The sequence below is a fragment of the Mucilaginibacter sp. OK268 genome (genome assembly GCF_900103125.1).
Taxonomy (GTDB): domain Bacteria; phylum Bacteroidota; class Bacteroidia; order Sphingobacteriales; family Sphingobacteriaceae; genus Mucilaginibacter.
In genome coordinates this window covers 140,479-164,476 of record NZ_FNJV01000001.1, presented here as the reverse complement: position 1 = coordinate 164,476, position 23,998 = coordinate 140,479, and the positions used below count along the sequence as shown (strand labels likewise).

The 23,998-nt window shown below is 43.3% G+C and carries 22 protein-coding genes; 13 read left to right on the top strand and 9 right to left on the bottom strand.

The annotated features are described in order from the left end of the window. Positions 1–29 precede the first annotated feature (29 nt). The 7 genes from eno to BLR84_RS00730 all read right to left on the bottom strand — a co-directional run bounded on the left by eno (position 30) and on the right by BLR84_RS00730 (position 7,279). Positions 30–1,325 (bottom strand): phosphopyruvate hydratase, encoded by a 1,296-nt coding sequence (gene eno / locus BLR84_RS00760; protein WP_090462949.1) that lies wholly within the window; start codon positions 1,323–1,325, stop codon positions 30–32. Positions 1,326–1,529: 204 nt separating this feature from the next. Beyond that, complete coding sequence (locus BLR84_RS00755) at positions 1,530–2,264, bottom strand: DUF2490 domain-containing protein (RefSeq protein ID WP_090462946.1); 735 nt, start codon at positions 2,262–2,264, stop codon at positions 1,530–1,532. An 82-nt stretch (positions 2,265–2,346) separates the two neighbouring features. Continuing rightward, complete coding sequence (locus BLR84_RS00750) at positions 2,347–3,840, bottom strand: nicotinate-nucleotide adenylyltransferase (RefSeq protein WP_090462943.1); 1,494 nt, start codon at positions 3,838–3,840, stop codon at positions 2,347–2,349. Positions 3,841–4,059: 219 nt separating this feature from the next. Beyond that, positions 4,060–5,157 (bottom strand): ABC transporter permease, encoded by a 1,098-nt coding sequence (locus BLR84_RS00745; protein ID WP_090462940.1) that lies wholly within the window; start codon positions 5,155–5,157, stop codon positions 4,060–4,062. A 135-nt stretch (positions 5,158–5,292) separates the two neighbouring features. Then, a complete protein-coding gene (locus BLR84_RS00740) occupies positions 5,293–6,057 on the bottom strand; it encodes an ABC transporter ATP-binding protein (RefSeq protein ID WP_090462937.1) in 765 nt (254 codons plus the stop codon). Between the two features lie 625 nt (positions 6,058–6,682). Then, a complete protein-coding gene (locus tag BLR84_RS29580; RefSeq protein WP_143013789.1) occupies positions 6,683–6,883 on the bottom strand; it encodes a hypothetical protein in 201 nt (66 codons plus the stop codon). A gap of 75 nt (positions 6,884–6,958) precedes the next feature. Next, complete coding sequence (locus BLR84_RS00730) at positions 6,959–7,279, bottom strand: hypothetical protein (RefSeq protein ID WP_143013788.1); 321 nt, start codon at positions 7,277–7,279, stop codon at positions 6,959–6,961. Between the two features lie 105 nt (positions 7,280–7,384). Here BLR84_RS00730 and dctA point away from each other — a divergent pair, with 105 nt between their 5' ends. Next, complete coding sequence (gene dctA, locus BLR84_RS00725) at positions 7,385–8,692, top strand: C4-dicarboxylate transporter DctA (RefSeq protein ID WP_090462928.1); 1,308 nt, start codon at positions 7,385–7,387, stop codon at positions 8,690–8,692. A gap of 313 nt (positions 8,693–9,005) precedes the next feature. Here dctA and BLR84_RS00720 read toward each other — a convergent pair whose 3' ends face one another. Next, positions 9,006–10,010, bottom strand: a complete 1,005-nt coding sequence (locus BLR84_RS00720) for a hypothetical protein (protein ID WP_090462925.1) — start codon at positions 10,008–10,010, stop codon at positions 9,006–9,008. A 390-nt stretch (positions 10,011–10,400) separates the two neighbouring features. Here BLR84_RS00720 and sucD point away from each other — a divergent pair, with 390 nt between their 5' ends. The 11 genes from sucD to BLR84_RS00660 all read left to right on the top strand — a co-directional run bounded on the left by sucD (position 10,401) and on the right by BLR84_RS00660 (position 21,334). After that, entirely contained in the window at positions 10,401–11,279 is an 879-nt protein-coding gene (gene sucD / locus BLR84_RS00715; protein ID WP_090462922.1) for a succinate--CoA ligase subunit alpha, read from the top strand. A 301-nt stretch (positions 11,280–11,580) separates the two neighbouring features. Next, positions 11,581–12,462 carry a helix-turn-helix domain-containing protein gene (locus BLR84_RS00710; protein WP_090462919.1) on the top strand — a complete coding sequence of 294 codons (882 nt, stop codon included), beginning with the start codon at positions 11,581–11,583 and terminating at the stop codon, positions 12,460–12,462. A 119-nt stretch (positions 12,463–12,581) separates the two neighbouring features. After that, positions 12,582–12,980 carry a (R)-mandelonitrile lyase gene (locus BLR84_RS00705; protein ID WP_090462916.1) on the top strand — a complete coding sequence of 133 codons (399 nt, stop codon included), beginning with the start codon at positions 12,582–12,584 and terminating at the stop codon, positions 12,978–12,980. Between the two features lie 125 nt (positions 12,981–13,105). Next, positions 13,106–14,089, top strand: a complete 984-nt coding sequence (locus BLR84_RS00700) for an aldo/keto reductase (protein WP_090462913.1) — start codon at positions 13,106–13,108, stop codon at positions 14,087–14,089. Positions 14,090–14,473: 384 nt separating this feature from the next. Further along, positions 14,474–14,851 carry a methionine-R-sulfoxide reductase gene (locus tag BLR84_RS00690; RefSeq protein WP_090462907.1) on the top strand — a complete coding sequence of 126 codons (378 nt, stop codon included), beginning with the start codon at positions 14,474–14,476 and terminating at the stop codon, positions 14,849–14,851. 554 nt (positions 14,852–15,405) lie between these two features. Further along, positions 15,406–16,377, top strand: a complete 972-nt coding sequence (locus BLR84_RS00685; RefSeq protein WP_090462904.1) for a ribonucleoside-diphosphate reductase small subunit — start codon at positions 15,406–15,408, stop codon at positions 16,375–16,377. Positions 16,378–16,583: 206 nt separating this feature from the next. After that, positions 16,584–18,956 (top strand): ribonucleoside-diphosphate reductase subunit alpha, encoded by a 2,373-nt coding sequence (locus tag BLR84_RS00680; RefSeq protein ID WP_090462901.1) that lies wholly within the window; start codon positions 16,584–16,586, stop codon positions 18,954–18,956. 150 nt (positions 18,957–19,106) lie between these two features. After that, positions 19,107–19,343: a cysteine-rich CWC family protein gene (locus BLR84_RS00675; protein WP_255366828.1), complete on the top strand. Its 237-nt coding sequence runs from the start codon at positions 19,107–19,109 to the stop codon at positions 19,341–19,343. Positions 19,344–19,518: 175 nt separating this feature from the next. Further along, a complete protein-coding gene (locus BLR84_RS00670) occupies positions 19,519–20,478 on the top strand; it encodes an acyltransferase family protein (protein ID WP_090462898.1) in 960 nt (319 codons plus the stop codon). A 93-nt stretch (positions 20,479–20,571) separates the two neighbouring features. After that, positions 20,572–20,712 carry a hypothetical protein gene (locus tag BLR84_RS29840; RefSeq protein ID WP_176851899.1) on the top strand — a complete coding sequence of 47 codons (141 nt, stop codon included), beginning with the start codon at positions 20,572–20,574 and terminating at the stop codon, positions 20,710–20,712. A 433-nt stretch (positions 20,713–21,145) separates the two neighbouring features. After that, positions 21,146–21,334: a hypothetical protein gene (locus BLR84_RS00660; protein ID WP_090462892.1), complete on the top strand. Its 189-nt coding sequence runs from the start codon at positions 21,146–21,148 to the stop codon at positions 21,332–21,334. Between the two features lie 74 nt (positions 21,335–21,408). On the opposite strand, the gene BLR84_RS00655 is transcribed toward BLR84_RS00660, so the two are convergent. Continuing rightward, on the bottom strand, positions 21,409–22,614 hold the full coding sequence (locus BLR84_RS00655; RefSeq protein ID WP_143013787.1) for a LamG domain-containing protein: 1,206 nt from the start codon (positions 22,612–22,614) through the stop codon (positions 21,409–21,411). Between the two features lie 86 nt (positions 22,615–22,700). Here BLR84_RS00655 and BLR84_RS00650 point away from each other — a divergent pair, with 86 nt between their 5' ends. Next, positions 22,701–23,978, top strand: a complete 1,278-nt coding sequence (locus BLR84_RS00650) for a hypothetical protein (RefSeq protein WP_090462886.1) — start codon at positions 22,701–22,703, stop codon at positions 23,976–23,978. The last annotated feature ends 20 nt before the right edge of the window (positions 23,979–23,998 follow it).

The window sequence follows — 23,998 nt, the reverse complement described above, 5'->3', positions numbered from 1 at the left end:
TTAGGCAGATGGCTCTTTTATGAGTTGAATTATTTTTTGTAGAATTTGAAATTCTTACCGATGAATTTTGCATTGCTGCCTAATTCTTCTTCAATACGTAACAACTGGTTGTATTTAGCGATCCTGTCTGAACGTGAAGCTGAACCGGTTTTGATCTGACCGCAATTTAAAGCTACAGCAAGATCAGCAATGGTTGCATCTTCAGTTTCGCCAGAACGGTGGCTCATTACAGAAGTGTAGCCATTAGTTTGAGCTAAACTTACCGCGTTGATAGTTTCAGTTAATGAACCTATCTGGTTTACTTTTACCAGGATAGAGTTAGCAATACCTTCGGTGATACCTCTTTGTAAACGGGTTGTGTTGGTTACAAACAAATCGTCACCAACCAATTGTACTTTAGCGCCCAATTTTTCGGTTAATAATTTCCAGCCAGCCCAATCATCTTCGTGCATACCATCTTCAATGGAGATTACAGGATATTTAGATGCTAATTCGGCCAAATATTCTACCTGCTCGGCGCTGGTACGGATGGCACCTTTTTCGCCTTCAAATTTGGTGTAATCGTATTTACCATCTTTGTAAAACTCAGATGCGGCGCAGTCAAATGCAAGGAAAATGTCTTCGCCTGGTTTATAACCTGCTTTTTCAATAGCTTTTAAAACGGTTTCAACAGCATCTTCGGTGCTATCAAAAGTTGGTGCGAAACCACCTTCGTCACCTACAGCAGTAGAAAGGCCACGGTCATGCAGGATCTTTTTCAGGTTATGGAATACTTCGGTACCCCAACGCAATGCTTCAGAAAAAGATGGAGCGCCAACCGGCATGATCATAAATTCCTGGAACGCGATAGGCGCATCAGAGTGAGAACCTCCATTGATGATATTCATCATCGGGATAGGTAAAGTATTAGCGTTTACACCGCCGATATAACGATATAAAGGCTGACGGCTTTCCTGAGCTGCAGCTTTGGCAACGGCTAAAGAAACACCTAAAATGGCATTGGCGCCCAATTTGCCTTTGTTTTCGGTACCGTCGATCTCGATCATGATCGCGTCGATAGCATTTTGTTCAAAAACATCAATGCCTTTTAATTCAGGCGCGATGATGTCATTTACGTTGGCAACGGCTTTTAAAACACCTTTACCCATGTATTTTGATTTATCGTTATCGCGAAGTTCAACAGCTTCGTGGGCACCGGTTGATGCACCTGATGGTACAGCAGCACGACCTAAAGCGCCGTTCTCGGTTAAAACTTCTACCTCCACAGTGGGGTTACCGCGCGAATCTAAGATCTGGCGGGCGTGTACGTCAATTATTAAGCTCATAGTTTATTGTCAGATATTTGTAATTTGTAAACCGCGGGCTAAGTTAACAGCAAATTCAGGAAATCGCAAAAAAGAGTTAAGATATTAAGTGCAAGAATCAAGAAGTTAGAATCAAGAGTCAAGATGAGAAAAAAATTAATTATTAGACGAGGCTTTTCTTGACTCTTGATTCTAACTTCTTGATTCTAACTCCCTAGCTCTTAATTAATCGGTTGTTGTAGGTACATGCTCTTGCTGACCAGCCCCCTTGCGACTGATACGGTACATCAGCATGAGCATAATATTATTTTTACCGCTGCTTTGTGTAGCCGTATAATTACGCTGATTGATCCAGCCGGCCTGTGCTATCCATTTTTTATCAAACTGATAACCTAAGGCTGCCGATATGCGGTTACGTTCAAAGTTGGGTGCTTTATTATTAAAGAACACCTCGTCAAAAACAGACAGGAACCAGGTTTTAGCGACGATTTTGGTATTATTCAATGGGATGAACATGTTTAAACGGTACCGGAAACGGTTACGGTAATCGCCGTTAACCCAGCGCTGTTCTATACGGTAACGGTGTTCAAATTTAAGGCGGTATAAGAACTGGTTAACCGTCATTTGCTCCCATAACCTGAATTCGTTGGTATTGGGACCGCTGCCCAGATCGGCATAGTCATAAGTATGATAGGTGCCCGTACCCAATAACGCTGTAAAATCTTTGTTGATGTCATAGCTTACACCGGCCTTAGCTTCGTAATACTGAAACTGGCTGAATGGCCCATTGGTACGTATCTGCAATTCGGAGTAGCCACCCCATTTATGGCTGCTGTCGCCAGGGAGTACTACTGTGGCAATCCCCCATGTTCCCACTTTGGAATCCTGGGCATTGGCACGAAATGAGCATGCTGTTAACAGCACAAAAACTACGACTATAACAATAGGGGCTTTTAACATCTTATGCAGGTTTTATACCGCAAAGATATTTCCACAATATTACCTCAATGTTAATTTTAACATTGTTAATGTTATGATAATGTTAAGCGATATCTTTCACCGCTCCCGAATCTTCATTTGCCGCGGGTAGGTCTTGTTTGGCTTCATCAGCCGTTACAGGATACCCGAACAAATGCCTTTCTTTGATTATCGTGGCGACCTCTGCCGGCACATATTCTTCCCAGCCGGTTGCTCCCTGCTTAATGAGCTGTAATACATTATCAGTCTCAACATTCAGGTTATTTTCGTTATAGTGTCTGATATCTTCAATTTTATTATTGGCTATCAGGTATCTAAACAGGTCGATCAGATGTGGAGGCAGCGAAAATTTCAGGCAATTCCAGATTATTCCATCACGTAAAGTAGGGTAAATAAATAGCTTTACTTTACGACTAAACAAGGTGGCAAATGACTCGAGGATACCCCCTGGCAGATCCTGGTAGTGTTCTTCCGAGAAAATATATTCCAGGTTTGGATAGCCTAATACCACGCCCATTTTTAACTTGGTGATCTTGGATAAATAAGCTACCAACTTATAATACTCATGAAAGTTGGAGATCAATACCGTTTGACCCAGCGAGCAAAGGATATCTACCCGGTCAAGAAAATCTTTTTCGTCGATCTCGGCATTAAGGTCGGCATCCCTTTCCTTTAATGATTGCAGGGTAAGTTCGGTAACAACGATCACATTACTTTTATCTACATCAGGTTCCTGCAGAAATTGCTTAACACCCTGAGTTAGCATATCGATGTGCACATTGATAACCGGACGGAAACGACCGCGTATCACTACAGCGTGTTTTTTATATAATGCCTCTGTAGGTTGCAGATTTTTACCATCAGGGCCAAATACAGCAGCGTCAGAAAATCCAAACTTAACCAGGTGCAGACTCATCAAGCGGTTATCTACCTTTGTAAAATCGGGCCCTTCAAAGCTGATCATATCAATCTGGATACGATCTCTTGACAGGTTATCTATCAGTGAAAGCAAAAACACCGGGGCTATTTCATGATAGTAGAAACAGGCGTAGATCAGGTTAACTCCCAATATACCCGCGGCTTGCTGTTGCAGGATATTATCATTATCCAATAGTTTTACGTGGATCACCACATCATTAAACTCGCCATTCGGCTCTGTTTGGAAGCGAACCCCCATCCAACCGTGACCTTCGTTTGTTTTATGATAATTGAGAGCCGCGAAAGTATCTGAAAAAGCAAAAAAGGTTGTAGTATCGCCACGCAATGCCGCCAAACGCTCAATCAGCAGGCCATACTCATGGTCGAGCATAGATATTAAACGAGACTCACTTACATAGCGGCGTGTTTGCTGAACTCCGTAAATAGCATCAGAAAAAATCATGTCATAAGCCGACATAGTTTTGGCGATTGTGCCAGATGAAGCACCGGCCTTGAAAAAATTGGCAGCTACCTCCTGCCCTGCGCCAATTTCGGCAAATGAACCATAAATTGCGGGGTCGAGGTTAATGGCAAGCGCTTTTTGTTTTGTCCCAATATCCTTATTATGAACGATATTCATAAGCTACAATTATTTATAGTTTACTGCTGCCAGTATCATGAACTGAAATACAGCTCAAAAATACGATTTTTTAAAGAATACAGCAGAAAACTTATGAACAAAGCAAGAAATCGACTCGCATTTTTCGCTTTTGGGATTTTACATTAAGGAAGGGTTATCAGTATGTTAACGAGCGCTTTTCAAACACAGAAACCATCATTTAAAGTTCCGGGATTTAAACTATTCCCATTTAAAGGTTTTAACGGCAACGGCGTATATAATTACAAACCAGATCAATAATATAAACAGTTGGTGGGTTACATCGCCTAAACCGGCGCCCTCAAAGGCAACCTTACGCATGGCATTGTTCAGGTGAGTTAGCGGCAGCGCATTACTGATCCCCTGCAGCCATTTAGGGAAAGCTGAGACCGAAAAGAATGTACCCGACAATAAGAATTGCGGCAAGGTTATAATATTAGACAATGGAGGCACGGTACTTTCGTTTTTGGCGATGCCTGATATGGTGAAGCCAAAACCCATAAAAATAATGAGCCCTATGGCCGAGAGTACTAGCATATTGAGCACCGTAGTTATACCATGTACCAAGGTAAAACCAAACATATAGTGGCCAACCAGGATAATGAACAGGGAGCCCAACAACGAGAACGTCATCCTGGCCAAAGCTTCACCCAGCACAATACTGTATCGTTTAACCGGTGTAGCAAAAAAACGCTTGATCACCAGGGTCAGACGCAGGCTCAGGAATACGAACGCGGTACCAAAAACACCGCTGCTCAATAGGGAGAAACCTAATTGTCCGGGTAGTATAAAATCTATGTATTTATACTCGCGGCCCTGTATGGTGGTTTCCCTGATCTCGGCTACCGGTGGGGTATTGATCTGCGCATTGTTGTTGATATTGTAGTAAATATTGCTGAGCACCGACCGCAGGATATTCCCTTTTTCGGCCGATGCTTTGGTATATTCCACATTAACCGTAAATGGTGGCCTGGTATTGTTTTTTTGTATATTGATGATCGCGTCAATACTCCCTTTTGAAAGGTTCATGTTCATCTCTTCGGTCGACTGATCCTTTACCAGATGAACAACCTTTACATTTTTCAATGCCTGGTAAACCGGACTAATGGTATCGCAGGTTTTAGCCACGCCTACATCAACCGTAACGCCACCACCACCAATATTGGCAAATACGATAATAAATATCAGAGGAAATGCTAGTGTAAACACCACTGCCGAAGGACTGCGCAGTATCGACCTGAAACTGGCTTTGGCTATGGCCAGTGTTGCTTTTGTATTGCTGTATGGTTTTGGGTTCATTTCAATTTAGTCATTAGGTCATTCGCCGATAGCGTCATTAGGTCATTTGGAATTATCATTAAGTCATTTGCCTGTGGCGTCTCTGAGTCATTTTTTTAACTGCAAACTCAAAACCGCCAACTGTAAACTGGGCTCCTACCCCTCTCGCCATTCTTTACCGGTAAGGTTAATAAACACATCTTCCAGGTTGGCCAATTTCACTTGTTTTTTGCGTTCAAAACCAGATGCTACAAGTTGATCAATAAAATGATCGGGGGTATCAATGCCGATGATGTATCCACCATCAACAAAAGCCACACGATCACATAATACTTCGGCTTCATCCATATAGTGGGTGGTAATAACAACGGTGGTACCCTGGTCACGGATCTCACGGATCAGGTCCCATAAATTACGACGGGCCTGTGGGTCGAGGCCGGTTGTTGGCTCGTCCAAAAAAATGATTCTCGGGTTATTGATAAGCGTGGTAGCGATAGAAAATCGCTGTTTTTGCCCGCCCGACAGATCCTTATACTTGGCTTTTGCTTTATCAGTCAACGCTACTTTCTCCAGCATTTCCATGGGGCTTTTATCAATACCATATAGCCCTGAAAACAACGTGATCAATTCCGACAGATTCAAATTGGGATAATAGCCTGCGGCCTGCAATTGTACACCGATGCGTTTTTTGATGCTATCGGTATCGGTTTCAATATCAAAGCCATCAACTGTGATATGGCCAGATGTTTTTTGGCGCAGGGTTTCAATGATCTCGAGGGTGGTGGTTTTACCGGCACCGTTTGGGCCAAGCAAACCAAAAATTTCGCCCTCATATACTTCAAAACTAATGCCTTTTACGGCTGCAAAATCGCCATAGTTTTTTACCAGGTCATTTACAGTGATGATGGGTTGTTTTGTCATAGGGTAAAAATGCATTACTATAATGAAATAACCATGAGTTTTATTTATATCCCGAAAATTTTACAGCTTGGGTGACTATTGTACTCCGTTGTGCTTAAGGTATATTACTTTATCAGGTGACCAATGGAGTGCCACAATGCTTCGGCATGTTGGGCGGCTTTCATAACCAGGTGAATAATTTGTATAGCGAGTAGAGTTTTCATGATATGATGATTTTATGGTTCAAATGTGCTAACAGAATATGTTTTTGAGTAGTGCTTTTAGGTAAAGACGGCCAAACTTCCGGTAAACGGCGGAAAATTACCGATGAATGAACCTGCCTTAGCCGCTTAGTTGGCAAGCATCCCCAGGTACTTTTTCTCAGGTAAATAAATTAGCCATCAGCTGTGTAAACAGGGGCGAATGTTCCTGTAGATATACTATTAATGATATAATGGGAGTAGATAAAGTTTTCATAGCAATATTGTTTTTTCTTCAAAATTGCTGTGTGGGAGCTATAGTAGCCAAAGCTTTTTGACCAGCTGCGGGAAAATTTCGGTGAACGGCAGAAAATTGCTGGTGAGGATTTTCGCCGATAATCAAAAAGCCGGGCTAACCCGGCTTTTTGATGCGTTAGCATATGTTATTACTTACAGGTTTTGTCGCAAGTACCTGAGGTTTTGCAAACCTTACTGCAATAGTCCATGCAATTGGTTTTATCGCAGGTTTTTGAACATTTAGTGCAATGGTTCATTTTACTGTTGCAGCATGGGGTATTAGCGTTAGCGATTGATGTAGTGCCCAAAGATGATACCATCACCATGGCAATGAAAAGAAACTTTTTCATGATTTTAATTTTAAATTGTTTAATAATAGAAATTTGACCTAAACGGATGAGGTAAAGGCAGACTGGATCATATTATTAAACTTTTGGAGGGCGCCAGGATGACGATGAATAAGCAGACAAACTCCCCGAAAGGTAAGGCGTAACTGACCGTTCTTTCAAAACCGGAACAATCGGCTTTACAGTTACCTGTTCCACAAACAAAAAGCCGCAGGTGTTACAGGATAACATGGTGTTACACATCCCCTGTCCGCAGTCGTCTTTTTGCTGATGTTCACAGGATTGGCTTTTGGTTGTTTTATGGCAGCATTTTTCAAACATGCTGCTACCCTTAGCCTTTACTGCAAAAACAGAAACAAAGACCATACAGATAACCAAAAAGAGCGCTGTTGCTTTCACTATTTCAAAGAACGGTAGTTTTTTGATTAAATTACAAACACATTTATCAGGTAAGTGTCATATCAACATATTGGTATCCTGAACCTAAAACCGTATCATTGAATAATGAAACGCTTTTTATCAAACCTCACCGTCCAGGTACTTATTGCTATTGCTTTGGGCATTATTGTAGGCCTGAATTTTAAACAATTCGGTCCAACGGCCGAGATGATCAGCAAAATGTTCATCAGCCTGATCACGATGTTGATAGCCCCGATCATATTTTTCACCATCGTGCTTGGTATAGCCGGCATGAGCGATATGAAAAAAGTAGGCCGGGTAGGCGGCAAGGCTTTACTATATTTTGAAATAGTGACCACCTTTGCCCTGGTTATCGGCGTTACCGTAGCCAACCTCCTTAAACCGGGCGCGGGTTTTGTAAATAATACAGCTGTTGATACCAGCAAGATAGCGGTATATGAAAAGGCCGCTTCCGAAATGCACTGGGGCGATTTCTTCGCCCATATTATACCATCCAACGCTTTTGAAGCTTTTGCAAAGGGCGATATTTTGCAGATCCTGTTTTTTGCCGTACTGTTTGGCTATGGCTTAAGTTTGATGGGCGAAAGCGGACAGCCCGTAATCCAACTATTTGATAAGCTGTCAAAAGTATTCTTCAATGTGATGAAGATCGTGATGAAAGTAGCCCCCATCGGCGCTTTTGGTGGTATGGCTTTTACCATCAGTAAGTATGGCTTAAAAACACTGAAGCCTTTGGCTTTACTCATGGGTTCAGTTTATTTGACCATGTTCCTGTTTATTTTTGTGGTGCTTAACCTCATTTGTTACCTGTTCAAATTCAGCCTGTGGAAATACCTAAAACATATTAAGGAAGAGATCCTGATTGTGCTGGGGACTTCCTCCTCAGAATCGGCCCTGCCGGGGATGATGAACAAGATGGAAACTTTCGGCTGTTCCAAATCGGTTGTGGGCTTGGTGATTCCTACAGGTTACTCCTTTAACCTGGATGGTACTACCATATACCTTTCTATGTGTGTCATTTTCCTGGCGCAGGTTTTCAAAATCCCCTTATCCTTATTCCAGGAACTCACCATTATCGGCATCCTGATGGTTACCTCCAAAGGCGCGGCAGGCGTTACCGGCAGCGGTTTTATAGTATTGACAAGCACCCTGGCTGCTATCAAAGTAATCCCGGTTGAGGGGGTGGCGATCTTACTCGGGGTAGACAGGTTTATGTCCGAAGCGCGGGCCATCACCAATGTGATCGGCAATGGAGTAGCCACTATTGTGATCGCCAAGAGCGAGAAAGAATTTACCCCTCCGCCCCATAAGGATAACGACGATGATGATGGTACCACCGATTTTATAAAAGGAGCGGCAAAGTTTTTGACTACCTTCCGAGGGGGTAGTTAAAACGGATAATGACCGAAATAAACTTTTTAAACCTTAAATTTTAACACTTTTCTGCCCAAAAACGGTGTAAAATCGCTCAAAAACTGCCCAAAAAACCCTCATTTTAACACTTTTTAACAAATTTTAACACAATTTTGAGCAGTTTTTAAAACTTTAAAAAGTATTAAATATCTGATATTCAAATAACTATATAAAAATCAGTCAATTTTTGGCCTGCTTTGGTCTTAACTAAAACGGCCCGTCACTCCAAATCAGGAGCAACGGGCCGTGGTATTTTTAAAGATACGAAAATTTTGCCGTAGTATCAAAAATACTAATTACAAATCACCTTCAGTTTCCTCGTCCTGTCAGGGTTTAGTGGCTCATTAGTTTGGGCTAGGCGCTGCGCACCAACGTTGGCCGGGCAGGCTATGCCATTAGGGCCGTCGTATATCAGTCCGGGCTTGGTATCGATCAACTCTTTTGGCACGTAGATCTGTACAGTAGTTTGTGAGTAGCCGTGCGGAATAAACCGGATATAATAACCATCGGGATGTAATGACCAGATCCCCGACGGAACTTCCGGATCGGGCTGCGGGGCCAGGCCGGCAATCATGGCATATTTCTCCATTTCCTCGTACGAGGCGTTGCCCGATGCCGCCAGCTGACGGATATTGTTTTCGGCCTCAAAAACACTTTGAGCCGCAGGAGGCAGTTGATCCTTGGCTTTGGCCATTACACTGGCAGGCAATACACCCAGAGCGCCCCCTTCCAGCATCAGCAGTTCGTTGGGCGATAGCAGCCTGGTAGCGGTCAATTTAATATCCGTACCAAAATCGGCAAATTTGGTGCGGGCAATTATCGCCCATAGCAATATCTGGATGCTGTGCTGATTAACTTCCGGATGCGTTTCGGCGTGTTTCAGTATCAGGATCACCACATCGCGCTTAGGGCCGAGCACCGGTGCAAGCATATAACCGTCGCCGCTGCTGGGGCCGCGTGTACCGGCATGCAGGCAATAGCTTTTGTTGGTCATTTCGTAAAAGCCGGCGCAAAGTTTATAAGCGCCTGTGGGTGTTTTGGGTAAAAGATACAAAGGCTCGGGCGTTTGCCCCTCCATAAACGATGGCGGTTTCGAACCCGTTTTGTTTACATCTTTAAAACTGGTAGTAATGGCCTGTGGCTGTTTCAGGATCTTGTTAAGACCACCGCCGGATGCCATTTCGGTGCCTTTATCCAGTAATTTTTTTCCTAAGCCGCCAAATTGTGCCTGCGCGGCGGTTGTACAAAAAAAGCATGCTATAAGCAGAGTGATTAGGTTTTTGTTTATTTTCTTCATAGTGTTAAGGGGTAATGTGGGGCTAAATTAATTAAAAATGTTGCAAAACAGATAGCTGACAAAGATGATCTGCTTCTTCGCGCGTCATTGCTGTGAGGCACGAAGACAACCGACCGGAGGGAGCTCATTAATACCTATAAAAACAAACATGATATTAATAATCTCTACATAGGTAGGTCAAATATGCATAGCTACTCTGTACAGTATAGAGATTGCTTCGTGCCTCGCAATGACGTTAACGAATCTTAAAACAAGCTCTTTCTGATAACCCAAAAGTCAACTTTATGTTAACAAATAAAATTGTTACCGCATTAGCGCTTTGTGCGGCTAAATTTAATTTGACTTTATTGTCAATAACTTTAGCTTTGCCGTACTAAACGAAAAAAGCCAATGAGTGTTCTCGTAAATAAAAATTCTAAAGTTATTGTACAGGGTTTCACAGGTAAAGAAGGTACTTACCATGCGGAGCAAATGATTGCTTATGGTACCCAACTTGTTGGGGGTGTTACACCGGGTAAAGGCGGTCAGCAACATTTAGACAGGCCGGTTTTTAATACTGTTAAAGACGCGGTTACTGCTACAGGCGCCGATGTATCTATCATTTTTGTACCTCCGGCTTTTGGTGCGGATGCCATTATGGAAGCCGCCGAAGCTGGTATTAAAGTTATTGTTTGTATCACCGAAGGTATCCCTACAAAGGATATGATCGAGGTAAAAGAATATTTAAGCGATAAGGATTCACGCCTTATTGGCCCTAACTGCCCGGGCATCATCACCGCCGATGAAAGCAAAATTGGTATTATGCCAGGCTTTATTTTCAAAAAAGGTCATGTGGGCGTAGTGTCTAAATCAGGAACTTTAACTTACGAAGCAGTTGACCAGGTGGTTAAAGCCGGTTTAGGTATCACTACCGCTATTGGTATTGGTGGCGACCCAATCATTGGTACACCTACCAAAGAAGCTGTTGAATTGTTGATGAACGATCCGGATACACACGGTATCATCATGATAGGCGAAATTGGCGGAGGCATGGAAGCTGAAGCTGCCCGCTGGATCAAAGCTAACGGTACCAAACCTGTAGTAGGTTTCATCGCCGGCCAAACAGCGCCTCCGGGACGCCGTATGGGTCACGCCGGTGCTATTGTTGGTGGTGCAGATGATACTGCTGCCGCTAAAATGAAGATCATGGCCGAGTGCGGTATCCGCGTAGTGGCATCTCCCGCCGAAATTGGCGCTGCCATGGCAGAGGAACTGGCTAAATTAGCTTAAGCCCCCTACCCCCCTGAAGGGGGAACTGGAAAATCATATTTAAAATCCCGGTCAGGTTTGGCCGGGATTTTTTTTGTGGGTGAAATTACCCACGCGTCATTGCGAGGAGGAACGACGTGGCAATCCCCGATATACAGAGCGCCTCTGTATATCGGGGATTGCCACGCTACGCTCGCAATGACGTTATTTTTTATACCTTCTTTTCCCCTCTTTCCGGCGAAGCCGGAGAGGGTGATCCAGCGAAGCGCAGATCGGGTGAGTCCACTTACATTTTACTATTTGTTTTTCTTATTTTTACTTTATGGATGATAAAGGAATGGCTGCGCTTTGCGATGCCCACGCGGTTGATTTAAAGCTTAAAGGTTTTAAGGTATACGAAATAGAAACCGGCGCAAGCCGTGTGCCGGCTTACCGGCGCAAAGATTTTTATAAGGTATGTATCCTGAATGCTAAAAGTACTATACATTATGCCGACAGGAGCATTAACCTGGAAGGCTCCTCCTTATTCTTTGCCAATCCGCACATCCCTTATGCTGCCGAACTGCACTCCGAAAAACAAACCGGGTATGCCTGTTTATTTACAGAAACGTTTCTGAAAGCCAATGAGCGCTCGCAAAGTCTGCAGGAATCGCCCTTGTTTAAAATTGGCGGTAACCCTGCATTTTCATTAAATACGGAGCAGGCTGCATTTGCCAATACCATCTTTAAAAAGATGCTGGAGGAACAAAGCACGGACTATCTGTACAAGAACGACCTGATCCGCAATTACATCAATCTGCTTATCCACGAGGCGATGAAGATGCAGCCTGCCGATAATTTTATCAAGCACAAAAACGCGTCGTCCCGTACCACCTCTTTGTTTTTGGAACTATTGGAAAGGCAATTTCCTATTGAAAGCGCCGACCGGCCGCTGAAGTTAAAAACTGCGCAGGACTTTGCACAAAACCTGTCGGTACACGTTAATCACCTCAATCGCTCGGTAAGGGAAATTACGGGCAAGCCTACCACCGCCCATATCGCCGACCGTATCATCAGCGAAGCCAAAGCTCTGTTGCAGCATACCGACTGGAGTACGGCCGAAATTGCTTATGCTTTAGGGTTTGAATACCCCACCTATTTTAACAACTATTTTAAAAGAATTACCGGAACCATCCCCAAAGCGTTAAGGGCTAAAGCTGTTTGATTTTCTTACTCTTCTATTTGATATTCATTAACCGCCTACCTGTTTGCTGTGGTATCTTTGTGCTACCTAAAACACTAATGGATAAATTAGTGTAGTAAAAGTATCAAACAGATCATCTTATGGAAATTAAACGCATCGGGTCGCAGCCTTCGGGTAAAGGTCCCGCAGAATATTTTACCGGAACAGTACGTATCGACCCGCTTTTTAACCCGCCAGACCCATCGCGCGTGGCTATGGCGCTGGTTACTTTTGAGCCGGGCGCCCGTACGGCATGGCATACCCATCCGCTTGGTCAAACCCTTATTATTACCGCCGGCAGCGGCTGGGTGCAACGTGAAGGTGGGCCGATAGAAAATGTTCACCCGGGAGATGTGGTGTGGTTTGCCCCTAGCGAAAAACATTGGCATGGCGCTACAACTACTACGGCCCTGAGCCATATCGCTATCCAGGAAAAACACAATGGCTCGCCCGTTGACTGGCTGGAGCACGTTACAGACGAGCAATACAATAATCAATAATAGTGTCTGAAAGGGGCTGTCACCCTGAGCTCCGTCGAAGGGTAAAGCGCAGAGGCCAATTCACCATGCTTCGACGGCGCTCAGCATGACACCCGTTCGGACATAGTAATTAAAAACTAAACAAAATGGAAAAACGAAAATTAGGAAATAGCGGCCTCGAAGTCTCTGCATTGGGACTGGGCTGCATGGGCCTGAGCTTTGGTTATGGCCCGGCTACTGATATACAGGATGCTATTAAACTCATCCGCACCGCCTTTGAGAGCGGTGTTACCTTTTTTGATAGCGCCGAAGCTTATGGCCCTTTTAAAAATGAGGAATTATTGGGCGAAGCCCTGGCCCCTTTCCGGGATGAGGTGGTGATCGCTACCAAATTTGGCTTTAAGAATGGAAACGTTCAGGAAGGTGTTAATAGCCGTCCGGAAAATATCAGGCAGGTTACAGAAGCCTCGCTCAAGCGCTTAAAAACAGACCGTATAGATCTGCTTTACCAGCACCGCGTTGACCCCAATGTACCTATGGAAGATGTGGCAGGTACGGTGAAAGAGCTTATTGCCGAAGGTAAAGTAAAACACTTTGGCATGTCAGAAGCTGGTGTGCAAAACATCCGTAAAGCCCATGCTGTGCAGCCGGTTGCCGCCTTGCAAAGCGAATACTCACTATGGTGGCGCGAGCCGGAGCAGGAAATTCTGCCTGCGCTGGAAGAACTGGGCATTGGCTTTGTGCCATTCAGTCCGTTGGGTAAAGGTTTTCTGACCGGCGCTATCAATGAGAACACTACGTTTGACAGTACCGATTTCCGCAACATTGTACCCCGTTTTACACCCGAAGCCCGTAAAGCCAACCAGGCATTGGTTGATCTGCTGGGCAAGATAGCCACGCAAAAGGAAGCTACACCGGCCCAAATAGCCCTGGCCTGGCTGCTGGCCCAAAAGCCCTGGATAGTACCGATACCCGGAACAACTAAACTGCATCGCCTGGAAGAAAACCTTGGTGCGACAAAAATAACGCTTACCGCTGATGACTTACGCGAAATTGCAGCAGCCGCGGACAGTATTACCATTGAAGGCGCCCGGTATCCGCAGCATTTGCAGCAACGGGTTGACCGCTGATAGACTGTTATAAAAACTCTCCCTCCTGTCATCTCGAACGATAGTGAGCGGTCTTTTGCAAGCGATAAGTCCCGGCGTAAAAGATCTCTCCTCGTACCTCGTTCGAGATGACATTTTTGTTTATTTCTATTTTGTCAAGCTGAACGTTTGAAGTATCTGTTATCCGACAGGCATACTGAAGAAGATCCTTCGCTACGCTCAGGATGACAACTTTTATATTAGTGCATCCCTCATCTACACATCTAAAACCCCATGTCAAATCAGTGTAAACACTCCTCTTAGAAGCCATCCATCCGGGCAAAATTCCGTATCTTTAAGTAAGTAAAAAAGGTGAAATATCGTAATCACTAATTCGCTAACTCAATAATTCACTAATTAAATAACATGGAATATAATCAGTTAACACCCGATGAAGAATGGGTGATATTGCATAAAGGAACCGAAAGACCGTTTACCGGGGCTTTGCTGGACAATAAGGCCGAGGGCCTGTATGTTTGCAAACGCTGCGATACGCCGCTATACACATCCGCATCAAAATTCGAGTCGCACTGCGGCTGGCCAAGTTTTGACGATGAAATACCCGGAGCTGTAAAACGGGTACCAGATGCCGACGGACGCCGTGTAGAGATTGTATGTGCCAATTGCGGAGCCCATTTGGGTCATGTGTTTGAGGGGGAATACCTTACACCAAAAAATATCCGCCATTGTGTTAATTCGGTATCGATGAAATTTGTATCGGCCGACGATATAAAAAATAATTAAAACTTTTAGGAATATCCCGGCGGGTGATTAGCCTGTTGGGATATTTCGTTTTCCACAATTGCAAAATCAGCCCATTTTTTCGGTCAATTTCAAAGTTGTAATTGGTGCTTAGCAAAGCCGTTATACAATTCGCAATAATTGTCGGTGTTAAGTCAACTAATTCTTAATGTTAAATTATCGTTTTTAGCAAATATTTTGAGGGCAAAATCAGCCTACATTTTTTAACCGACTGTAATCAAGTTCATTAATTTTTTCTTTTATCAGATAAGGGCATTAAAGTGTTAATAACTCGGGGGTTTGTGTAAAACTATCATTAAAAACTTGGGGTTTCAAACATTAACTTTGTTGAACAAGGTTCGCAAAAAGTATTCAAAAGACAGCCGGATGTATTCCCCATCCAAAACACAAGAACTTAGCTGCCAGTACGTTACATAATAAAACCTGTGATTGGTCAGACCCAACGCAAATATCCAAACTCCCTAATTGAAAAACTGGGGTGGCTTTCGTGTCTGATTGCTTGAAGTAATAAAAAGGAACAATAAAAAAGGTATCATATGAAACAGGAAGATGAAATATTACTCAAAGAAAACAAGGACAGGTTTGTAATTCTGCCGATTAAATATCCTGCTATTTGGGAAATGTACAAAAAGGCCGAAGCCAGTTTTTGGACGGCCGAGGAGATCGACCTTTCGGACGATATGAAACACTGGGAAAACCTGAACGATGGTGAGCGACATTTTATTTCACACATCCTGGCTTTCTTCGCGGCAAGTGATGGCATCGTGAACGAGAACCTGGCTGTAAACTTTATGAGCGAGGTGCAATTGCCCGAAGCCCGTTGTTTCTACGGTTTCCAGATCATGATGGAGAACATCCACTCCGAAACCTATGCCCTGCTTATTGATACTTATATAAAAGACCCGGCCGAAAAAGACCGCCTGTTTCATGCCATTGATACCGTGCCATGTGTAGGTAAAAAAGCCGAATGGGCGCTGCGTTGGATAAACGACGGCAATTTTGCTGAACGCCTGGTAGCCTTTGCCGCGGTAGAAGGTATTTTCTTTTCGGGCAGCTTTTGCTCTATATTCTGGCTTAAAAAACGTGGCCTGATGCCGGGACTAACCTTCAGCAACGAACTGATATCGCGCGATGAAGGTTCGCATTGTGAATTTGCCTGCCTGTTATACAAAATGTTGCAAAACAGGTTACCTGCCGAGCAGGTTATCAAAATCATTACCGACGCGGTAGAGATAGAAAAAGAATTTGTGACCGATGCCCTGCCGGTTAACCTGATTGGCATGAACGCCAAAATGATGAGCCAGTATATCGAGTTTGTGGCCGACAGATGGTTGGGCGAACTGGGTTACGAAAAACATTACGGCGCTACCAATCCGTTTGATTTCATGGAAATGATTTCCCTGCAAGGAAAAACCAATTTCTTTGAAAAACGCGTAGGCGACTATCAGAAAAGCGGCGTAATGAACAATGCCGAAAGCAAGGCATTTTCATTGGACGAGGATTTTTAGAGGCAGTATCAAGTAGTTAGTATCAAGTATCATGACAAAAGCAATCCTGACACCTCCTACTAATTACCAGATACTAAATAACAACAGTTGGTACAAAGTCTTGATACTTGATACTAACTACTCGATACTAAAATTAATTAACACACTATATACACAAGTTGGTATAGGGCTTGCTACCTGACACCAGCTTCTAAATACTCGAAAACATGCTTGTAGTAAAAAGAGACGGTAGAAAAGAGTCGGTAAAATTCGACAAGATCACAGCACGTATAGAAAAACTGTGCTATGGGTTTAACCTGGTTGACCCCATTGATGTGGCCAAAAAAGTAATTGAAGGTTTGTTTGACGGGGTTACTACCTCCGAGCTGGATAACCTGGCTGCAGAAACGGCGGCATCGTTAACCACCAAGCATCCCGATTATGCTTTGCTGGCATCGCGTATAGCGGTATCCAACCTGCATAAAAACACCATCAAGTCGTTCTCTGAAACCATGCGTTTACTGCATGAATATATTGATCCAAAAACCGGCAAAGACGCGTCTCTTATTGCTGATGACGTTTGGGAAGTAATTGAAGCTAACGCCGAATTGCTGGACAGTACCATTATTTACGACCGCGACTTTGGTTTTGACTACTTCGGTTTTAAAACCCTGGAGAAATCATACCTGTTAAAGATCAACGGTAAAATAGCCGAGCGTCCGCAGCACCTGTTTATGCGTGTATCGGTTGGTATCCACAAAGCCGATATTGAAAGCGCCATTAAAACTTATCACTTAATGAGCGAGCGCTGGTTTACCCACGCTACCCCTACTCTTTTCAACGCAGGTACACCAAAACCACAAATGTCGTCATGCTTCCTGTTAACCATGAAAGATGACAGCATTGATGGTATATATGATACTTTAAAACAAACCGCCAAAATTTCGCAAAGCGCCGGTGGTATCGGTTTAAGCATCCACAATGTAAGGGCTACAGGCTCATACATCAGCGGCACCAACGGTACCAGCAACGGTATCATCCCGATGCTACGTGTGTTTAATGATACCGCCCGTTATGTTGACCAGGGTGGTGGCAAACGTAAAGGCGCCTTCGCTATTTATTTAGAGCCTTGGCATGCCGATATATTTGAATTCCTTGACCTGCGTAAAAACCATGGTAAAGAAGAAATGCGTGCCCGCGATTTGTTCTACGCCCTTTGGGTATCTGACCTGTTCATGGAGCGTGTAGAAGCCAATGAGGATTGGAGCTTGTTCTGCCCGCATGAAGCACCAGGTTTGGCCGATTGCTTTGGTGCTGAATTTGTTGCACTGTATACCAAATACGAAAAAGAAGGCCGTGCCCGTAAAGTGATCAAAGCGCAGGATCTGTGGTTTGCCGTACTGGATGCCCAGGTTGAAACCGGTACACCGTACCTGTTATATAAAGATGCTGCCAATTCAAAATCAAACCAGCAAAATTTAGGTACTATCAAAAGCTCAAACCTTTGTACCGAAATTATGGAATACACTGATGCCAATGAGATAGCCGTTTGTAACCTGGCTTCATTAGCATTGCCACGGTACGTTATTGAGGGCGCTTTTGATCATCAGAAATTATATGATGTAACTTACCAGGCAACCATCAACCTTAACCGTATTATTGATGGTAACTACTACCCTGTTGCCGAAGCAGAATACTCAAACCTGCGTCACCGCCCTATTGGCTTAGGTGTGCAAGGTTTGGCCGATACTTTTATACAGCTGCGCATGCCGTTTGAAAGCGACGAAGCAAAACAACTGAATAAAGAGATCTTCGAAACCATTTACTATGCAGCTATGACAGCTTCAAAAGATCTGGCCATTGCCGAAGGTCCGTATCAAACTTTCCAGGGTTCGCCATTGTCAAAAGGTAAATTCCAGTTTGATCTGTGGAATGTATCACCTGCCAGCACCCGTTGGGATTGGAAAACCCTGCGCAAGGATGTGATGAAGCATGGTGTTCGTAACTCTTTGTTAGTTGCACCTATGCCAACCGCGTCTACTTCACAAATATTAGGTAACAACGAGTGTTTTGAGCCATATACCTCAAACATTTACACCCGCAGAGTATTAAGCGGAGAGTTCATTGTGGTGAACAAATACTTACTGCGTGATCTGGTTAACCTTGGCTTATGGACCCCGGCTATGAAAGATAAGATCATCAGCGCCAACGGATCTATACAGGATATTGCCGAAATACCTGCCGATGTTAAAGAACTATACAAAACTGTTTGGGAGATCAAGATGCGTAACATCATTGATATGGCTGCCGATAGGGGTGCTTATGTTTGTCAATCGCAATCATTAAACCTGTTCATCAACTCGCCAAACGCTTCGAAATTAACTTCAATGCACTTCTACGCATGGAAAAAAGGCTTAAAAACCGGTATGTACTACCTGCGTACTCAAGCGGCATCACAAGCTGTTAAGTTCACCGTTGAAAACCAAGGCGGTTCAAACATGGAGCCTGTAATACCAGAAGTGGTTGAACAATTAGCCGACAACGTACCAGAAGGCCCAAGCTGCTCTATGGAAGAAGGTTGCGTTACCTGTTCTGCATAATTCTTTTGGATAAAGGATTTATAGACAAAAGATAAAGGACTATAATCAAACGTCCGTGAACTAAAGTTCATGGACGTTTTTATTTAATGACATTGATATTTTATTATTTATCTCTACTTTATTTACTTTCGTTGAACATAACCATGGTCTATGGACCATCGACTATGGACTAAAAAACAAATGACCAAACACGAGATCATCCGTTGCGAACGCTGTGAAGCACCTTTTGAATGTAAAGCCAATTCATTCAGCAAGTGCCAGTGCAGTACCGTGCAGCTTAGCCTCAACGAGGTGCAGTACGTAAGTGAGCTGTATGATGGATGCCTGTGCGCCAGCTGCCTGCTCGTTATTCAGCAAGAATACCGGGTGAGCATGGGCTTGGTGTAGGTTACCCACCTCCCGCCGTCATCCCGAATTTATTTCGGGATCCCACAGGACAGATATACATCGGATTCCATTTTGAACTAAATCTGAGATCCTGAAACAAGTTCAGGATGACCGCCCCCTTACATCTCTTACTCACCCCATTTCATTACCATACAGAATTATATGATATTTGGTCATGTTCAAAAAGGAAAACCAAATTGAAAGCATTGTACTGTTAAGGGGTGTAGCGGCTTTGGGAGTATGTTTTGTACATTTTTATTTAACAAACCAGGTTCAGTATGGTCAGTTCATGACGCAACTGTTTTTCAGCGGACAATTGGGAGTCGCTATGTTTTTTGTTATTTCCGGCTTTGTTCTGCCCTACTCGCTAAGTCAAAAGAATTATACCATAAAGGCATTCCCAAATTTTCTTTTAAAAAGAAGCATCCGGATAGATCCGCCTTATTGGGCAACCATAGCGCTATTATTTTTGCTTGGACGGGTATATTCCCAACACTTTGATCTCAGCCGTTTGGTTTTACATATTTTTTACCTGATCCCTTTATTCAAAGGTTACGACTGGTACACCGGTATCTTCTGGACGTTATGCATCGAGTTTCAATATTACATCTTGTTAGGATTATTCCTCCCGCTGCTGATGCGACTTAAGCCCATCGTATCCATCATGGTATTTCTATTGATAAGTTTAGTATGCATGCTACTCAAAGTAAACATACGCGAACTGATATTTACCTATTTATATGATTTTGCGGTCGGTTATATCGTATTCCAATACTTTATTAAAAAGATAAGTCTGAAAACTGCGATGATCTGCTTAATCGCATTTTGTATCGTCGTCGCTTTTAAGGTATCGATATTAACGGGTTTCATTCCTGCTGTTACAGGTTTAACTATCCTTTTGCTGAATAAAAAAGTACCCTCTTTATTTTTATTCTTAGGTAACATATCGTATTCGCTGTATTTAACCCATACCATCGTGATGCCTTTTTATTTGAGGTTTATAAAAACTTATGTATCCAACCAGGCATTTTTATGCGTAACCGCTATACTGATCAGCATTGCTTTCGCATACGTCTTTTATATCGTGATAGAAAAACCGGCATTGAAATTCTCCAAAAAAATCAAGGTCAGTTAGCCCTTTTCATCCTCCATTAATCCTTTTCATTTTTATCCAGTCATATAGTTATACATCTTTAATTAGATGGGCAAAACTTTAAATACAATCATCATGAAAAAGAGATTTTTTGCATATATGTTTTTATTAGCAGCAGTTGTATCAGTAACATCAGGTTGCGTGGTACGTGAAGGAGGATATGGATATCATCACAGATATCATAACGGCTATTATAACCATGACCGTGGTTATTAATTGAGTAGAGTTTAAGTGAGTTAGTTTTGATAAATGATGAAAGAGCGGTACGTGAGTGTTCCGCTCTTTTTTTGTTGGTAGTTGGCTGTGGCAGCTACCTGAAAGATTGTTGTTTTGGCTAAAGCCTGCAAATGTTTTCATTATCCGTCCCATAAATGGGACGGCAATGAAAAGAATAATAATTCTCTCCTTCATTGCCGTTGGTTTTAACCAACGGATTATAAATAAAATATCTATGGCTTTAGCCAAACTTCTTTGAATAGCTATAGTAAACAACCGTTGCCGCAACTCCAATACTGCAACAGCCTTAATATGTCATACCAATACCATTCCTTCCAAACCATAAACCCTTACCTATTAATCCTTTTCATTTTAATCAAGTCAAACCTGTACAACGCCTGTTAGTTAGACGGCCACATTAATGATTATCATCATGAAAAAGAAATTGTTTGCATATATGTTATTATTAACAGCCATAGTATCAGTAACCTCGGGTTGCATGGTACGTGAAGGATACGGAAACCGCAGGAACCATCATGACCGGTACCATAACAACGGTTATAACAATGGTTATAACCGCGGCGACCACTATCATGACAGTACCCACGACCGTGGTTATTAAGAATTAAGTTTTGTTGAGTTTTTGATAAATGATGAAAAAGGGCGGTGTTGATTCACCGCTCTTTTTTGTTTTAATTACTGCTGCAACACCGTAATGCCATCCATGTTTTGCATACGGGCAACAATACCCCAGCCATAAAAATAGTTGGATACCCCAATAATCAATTCATTATCGCCGGCTTTAAGCGGGATATCAAAGGCGGAATTGGCAATATCCAACCGGCCATCGGGATATTTGCGAATGGGTTGTGGATATTGGTTCTTATCTACATAAAGCAATCCACGGTTTATAAACACATATACTTCGTCGCTAAAGCCCAGCTGAATTTTGGCGATCTGCTCTTTGGTAGAGTGTATGGTGGTTTTAAGCCATACGTAACGATTTTTTTCCTGCACGCCGCCATAGCGGTTTTCTACCCCACCAAACATGCGGGTAAGATTGATCAGTCCCCTCCGCTCGGCTAAAATAGGTTTCCATTTGGTGGTATCTGTTGGCAGATCTTTAATGATGAGCTCCCTCCCGTTTTCCAGGAATTGAGAGGCCGATACATCCCAGCGGCGGATATAATTGATATCATGATTGGTCAGATCAACGCCTTCTTCTGGCGATAATCCTTCTGTTTCATTAGGCTTTACGGTGAGGTTGGCAAAGTAGGCTGGCCCGTCAAAAGCGATGGTACCGGCATGACTTTCCCCTTCCAGGCGCGGAATTTGCAGCACTGGTCGTTCCATGTTATTGAGATATACTTTCATTTGCAGGCCCGATATCACCAGTTTAAAATGGTTCCAGTCGTCGTTATGAATAGGCGCGGATGCCTGGAACTGGCCATATATGTCCCACATATTTATACCGTGCAATATGGGTGCATATTGAATAGCATCATTACGTTGCTGGCTTTCATCGGGCCGGGTACGCAAATAAACAATTTCGCTTTCAGTAGGATTTTGTTGCCGGAAGTATACGCTCATAAACGAAGGTTTACTACCATCCACGGGCTGCGTATCAAACTCGATTGTGCCATTAGTAAAATTGAAGTCCTTTAATATCACCTGGTTATTACCGTTTTTGCCCCGCACTATTTTCATGGCTTTTACATTTTTATAGGTGATAAATTCCGCATGTTGCTTAGAGGTATCCCAACGGCTTGCTTCAAAGGGAATGGATATGGCTTTGCCCTTACCTGTTTTTACCTGGGCCATACCTGCGGTACTGAAAAGGAACAGGCATAGCATACTTGTAATTAATGGTTTAATTTTGTGTTGGTTAAGTCTATTTTTCATCTTTATGAGTATTTTAGCTAAAGGTGAAATTGTATTGGCGTAAAGCCATATTCAACTACATTCAATCACGTTCACGGTCATAAACCATGCAGGAAGAGGCTCCCTATATCAATACCTGGTGCAAAACGGTAGAAAAATCACTGGATTGGGGCGAAAGCTCGTCCTGGAGCGACCATGATTTTGAAAAACTGGTTGAGCTTATATTTCAGAAAACCGGCACCCTCTTGAGCATCACCACCCTTAAACGTATCTGGGGACGGGTTAAATACAACAGCTCACCCACCACAGCCACCTTAAATACCATGGCCCGCTTTGCCGGATCTGAGGACTGGCGTACCTATAAAAAGACTACAAAAACCGATCAAAAATGCGATAGCCAGCCCCTTACCCCAATTGGCGCCAAACAAAAAAAGTATATCATAGCTACGCTTGCCGCGGCTTTGGTAATTGTGGTATTGGGTGTGCTGGCAGCCTGGAATGCCAACCCTAAAAAGGCAGACAAAGCAACTTTAAATAGTGTGGTTAAATTCTCGAGCAGAAAGGTAACCGATGGTCTGCCCAATTCTGTTGTGTTTGATTATGACGCATCGGCCTTAAATATAGATAGCGTAACCCTACAGCAAACCTGGGATCCATCGCGGGTAGAAAGGCTGGCTACCAGCGGACGGCAGCATACCTCTATATATTACTACCCTGGTTATTTTACCGCAAAGCTGATAGCCAACGGCCAGGTAAAAAAAGAGAACGCGGTATATATTAAAACTAAGGGATGGATGGGCATTATCAGACGGAATAACAACCCGGTTTACCTGGCCGATAAGGATATTCACCTGCTCGGTGGTATGGGCCTCGATAATAAAACATTGGCCTTAAAACTATCATCACGGGTATTTAATGGTCAATGGCTCAGCTTTTATAACGTACGGGAATTTGACGGCCTGGAGGGTGGTAACTTTACTTTGGAGACCACGCTGCGCAATACATCCCGATCTGACGAATCATCCTGCCGTAAAACCATCCTGTATATTTTAGGTAAACGCGACGCCATCATTATCCCCCTGGCCGATAAAGGTTGTATTTCGGACTTGAGCATATTTACCTCATCTGACTGGGTATCGGGTAAAGACAACGACCTGAGCGCTTTTGGTTGCGATTTCAGCAATTTTCAGAAGCTCAAATGCGAGGTAAAGGGTATGAAGTTAAGCGTGTATTTAAACAACAATCTCATATTTACTAAGCCCATCACCCAAACCATTACCCAAATTGCGGGTATCTGTATCGCCTTTGAGGGGGCAGGCGAAATAAAGGATGTGAAACTGGGTAATCAAGATAAAGTAGTATTGGATGATAGGTTTGGGAGGTGATGTGCGATTTAAGTTTAATG

Coding starts and splice junctions, on each gene's coding strand:
- eno (WP_090462949.1), bottom strand. CDS start 1,325: ATGAGCTTAATAATTGACGTACACGCCCGCCAGATCTTAGATTCGCGC.
- BLR84_RS00755 (WP_090462946.1), bottom strand. CDS start 2,264: ATGTTAAAAGCCCCTATTGTTATAGTCGTAGTTTTTGTGCTGTTAACA.
- BLR84_RS00750 (WP_090462943.1), bottom strand. CDS start 3,840: ATGAATATCGTTCATAATAAGGATATTGGGACAAAACAAAAAGCGCTT.
- BLR84_RS00745 (WP_090462940.1), bottom strand. CDS start 5,157: ATGAACCCAAAACCATACAGCAATACAAAAGCAACACTGGCCATAGCC.
- BLR84_RS00740 (WP_090462937.1), bottom strand. CDS start 6,057: ATGACAAAACAACCCATCATCACTGTAAATGACCTGGTAAAAAACTAT.
- BLR84_RS29580 (WP_143013789.1), bottom strand. CDS start 6,883: ATGAAAAAGTTTCTTTTCATTGCCATGGTGATGGTATCATCTTTGGGC.
- dctA (WP_090462928.1), top strand. CDS start 7,385: ATGAAACGCTTTTTATCAAACCTCACCGTCCAGGTACTTATTGCTATT.
- BLR84_RS00720 (WP_090462925.1), bottom strand. CDS start 10,010: ATGAAGAAAATAAACAAAAACCTAATCACTCTGCTTATAGCATGCTTT.
- sucD (WP_090462922.1), top strand. CDS start 10,401: ATGAGTGTTCTCGTAAATAAAAATTCTAAAGTTATTGTACAGGGTTTC.
- BLR84_RS00710 (WP_090462919.1), top strand. CDS start 11,581: ATGGATGATAAAGGAATGGCTGCGCTTTGCGATGCCCACGCGGTTGAT.
- BLR84_RS00705 (WP_090462916.1), top strand. CDS start 12,582: ATGGAAATTAAACGCATCGGGTCGCAGCCTTCGGGTAAAGGTCCCGCA.
- BLR84_RS00700 (WP_090462913.1), top strand. CDS start 13,106: ATGGAAAAACGAAAATTAGGAAATAGCGGCCTCGAAGTCTCTGCATTG.
- BLR84_RS00690 (WP_090462907.1), top strand. CDS start 14,474: ATGGAATATAATCAGTTAACACCCGATGAAGAATGGGTGATATTGCAT.
- BLR84_RS00685 (WP_090462904.1), top strand. CDS start 15,406: ATGAAACAGGAAGATGAAATATTACTCAAAGAAAACAAGGACAGGTTT.
- BLR84_RS00680 (WP_090462901.1), top strand. CDS start 16,584: ATGCTTGTAGTAAAAAGAGACGGTAGAAAAGAGTCGGTAAAATTCGAC.
- BLR84_RS00675 (WP_255366828.1), top strand. CDS start 19,107: ATGGACCATCGACTATGGACTAAAAAACAAATGACCAAACACGAGATC.
- BLR84_RS00670 (WP_090462898.1), top strand. CDS start 19,519: ATGTTCAAAAAGGAAAACCAAATTGAAAGCATTGTACTGTTAAGGGGT.
- BLR84_RS29840 (WP_176851899.1), top strand. CDS start 20,572: ATGAAAAAGAGATTTTTTGCATATATGTTTTTATTAGCAGCAGTTGTA.
- BLR84_RS00660 (WP_090462892.1), top strand. CDS start 21,146: ATGAAAAAGAAATTGTTTGCATATATGTTATTATTAACAGCCATAGTA.
- BLR84_RS00655 (WP_143013787.1), bottom strand. CDS start 22,614: ATGAAAAATAGACTTAACCAACACAAAATTAAACCATTAATTACAAGT.
- BLR84_RS00650 (WP_090462886.1), top strand. CDS start 22,701: ATGCAGGAAGAGGCTCCCTATATCAATACCTGGTGCAAAACGGTAGAA.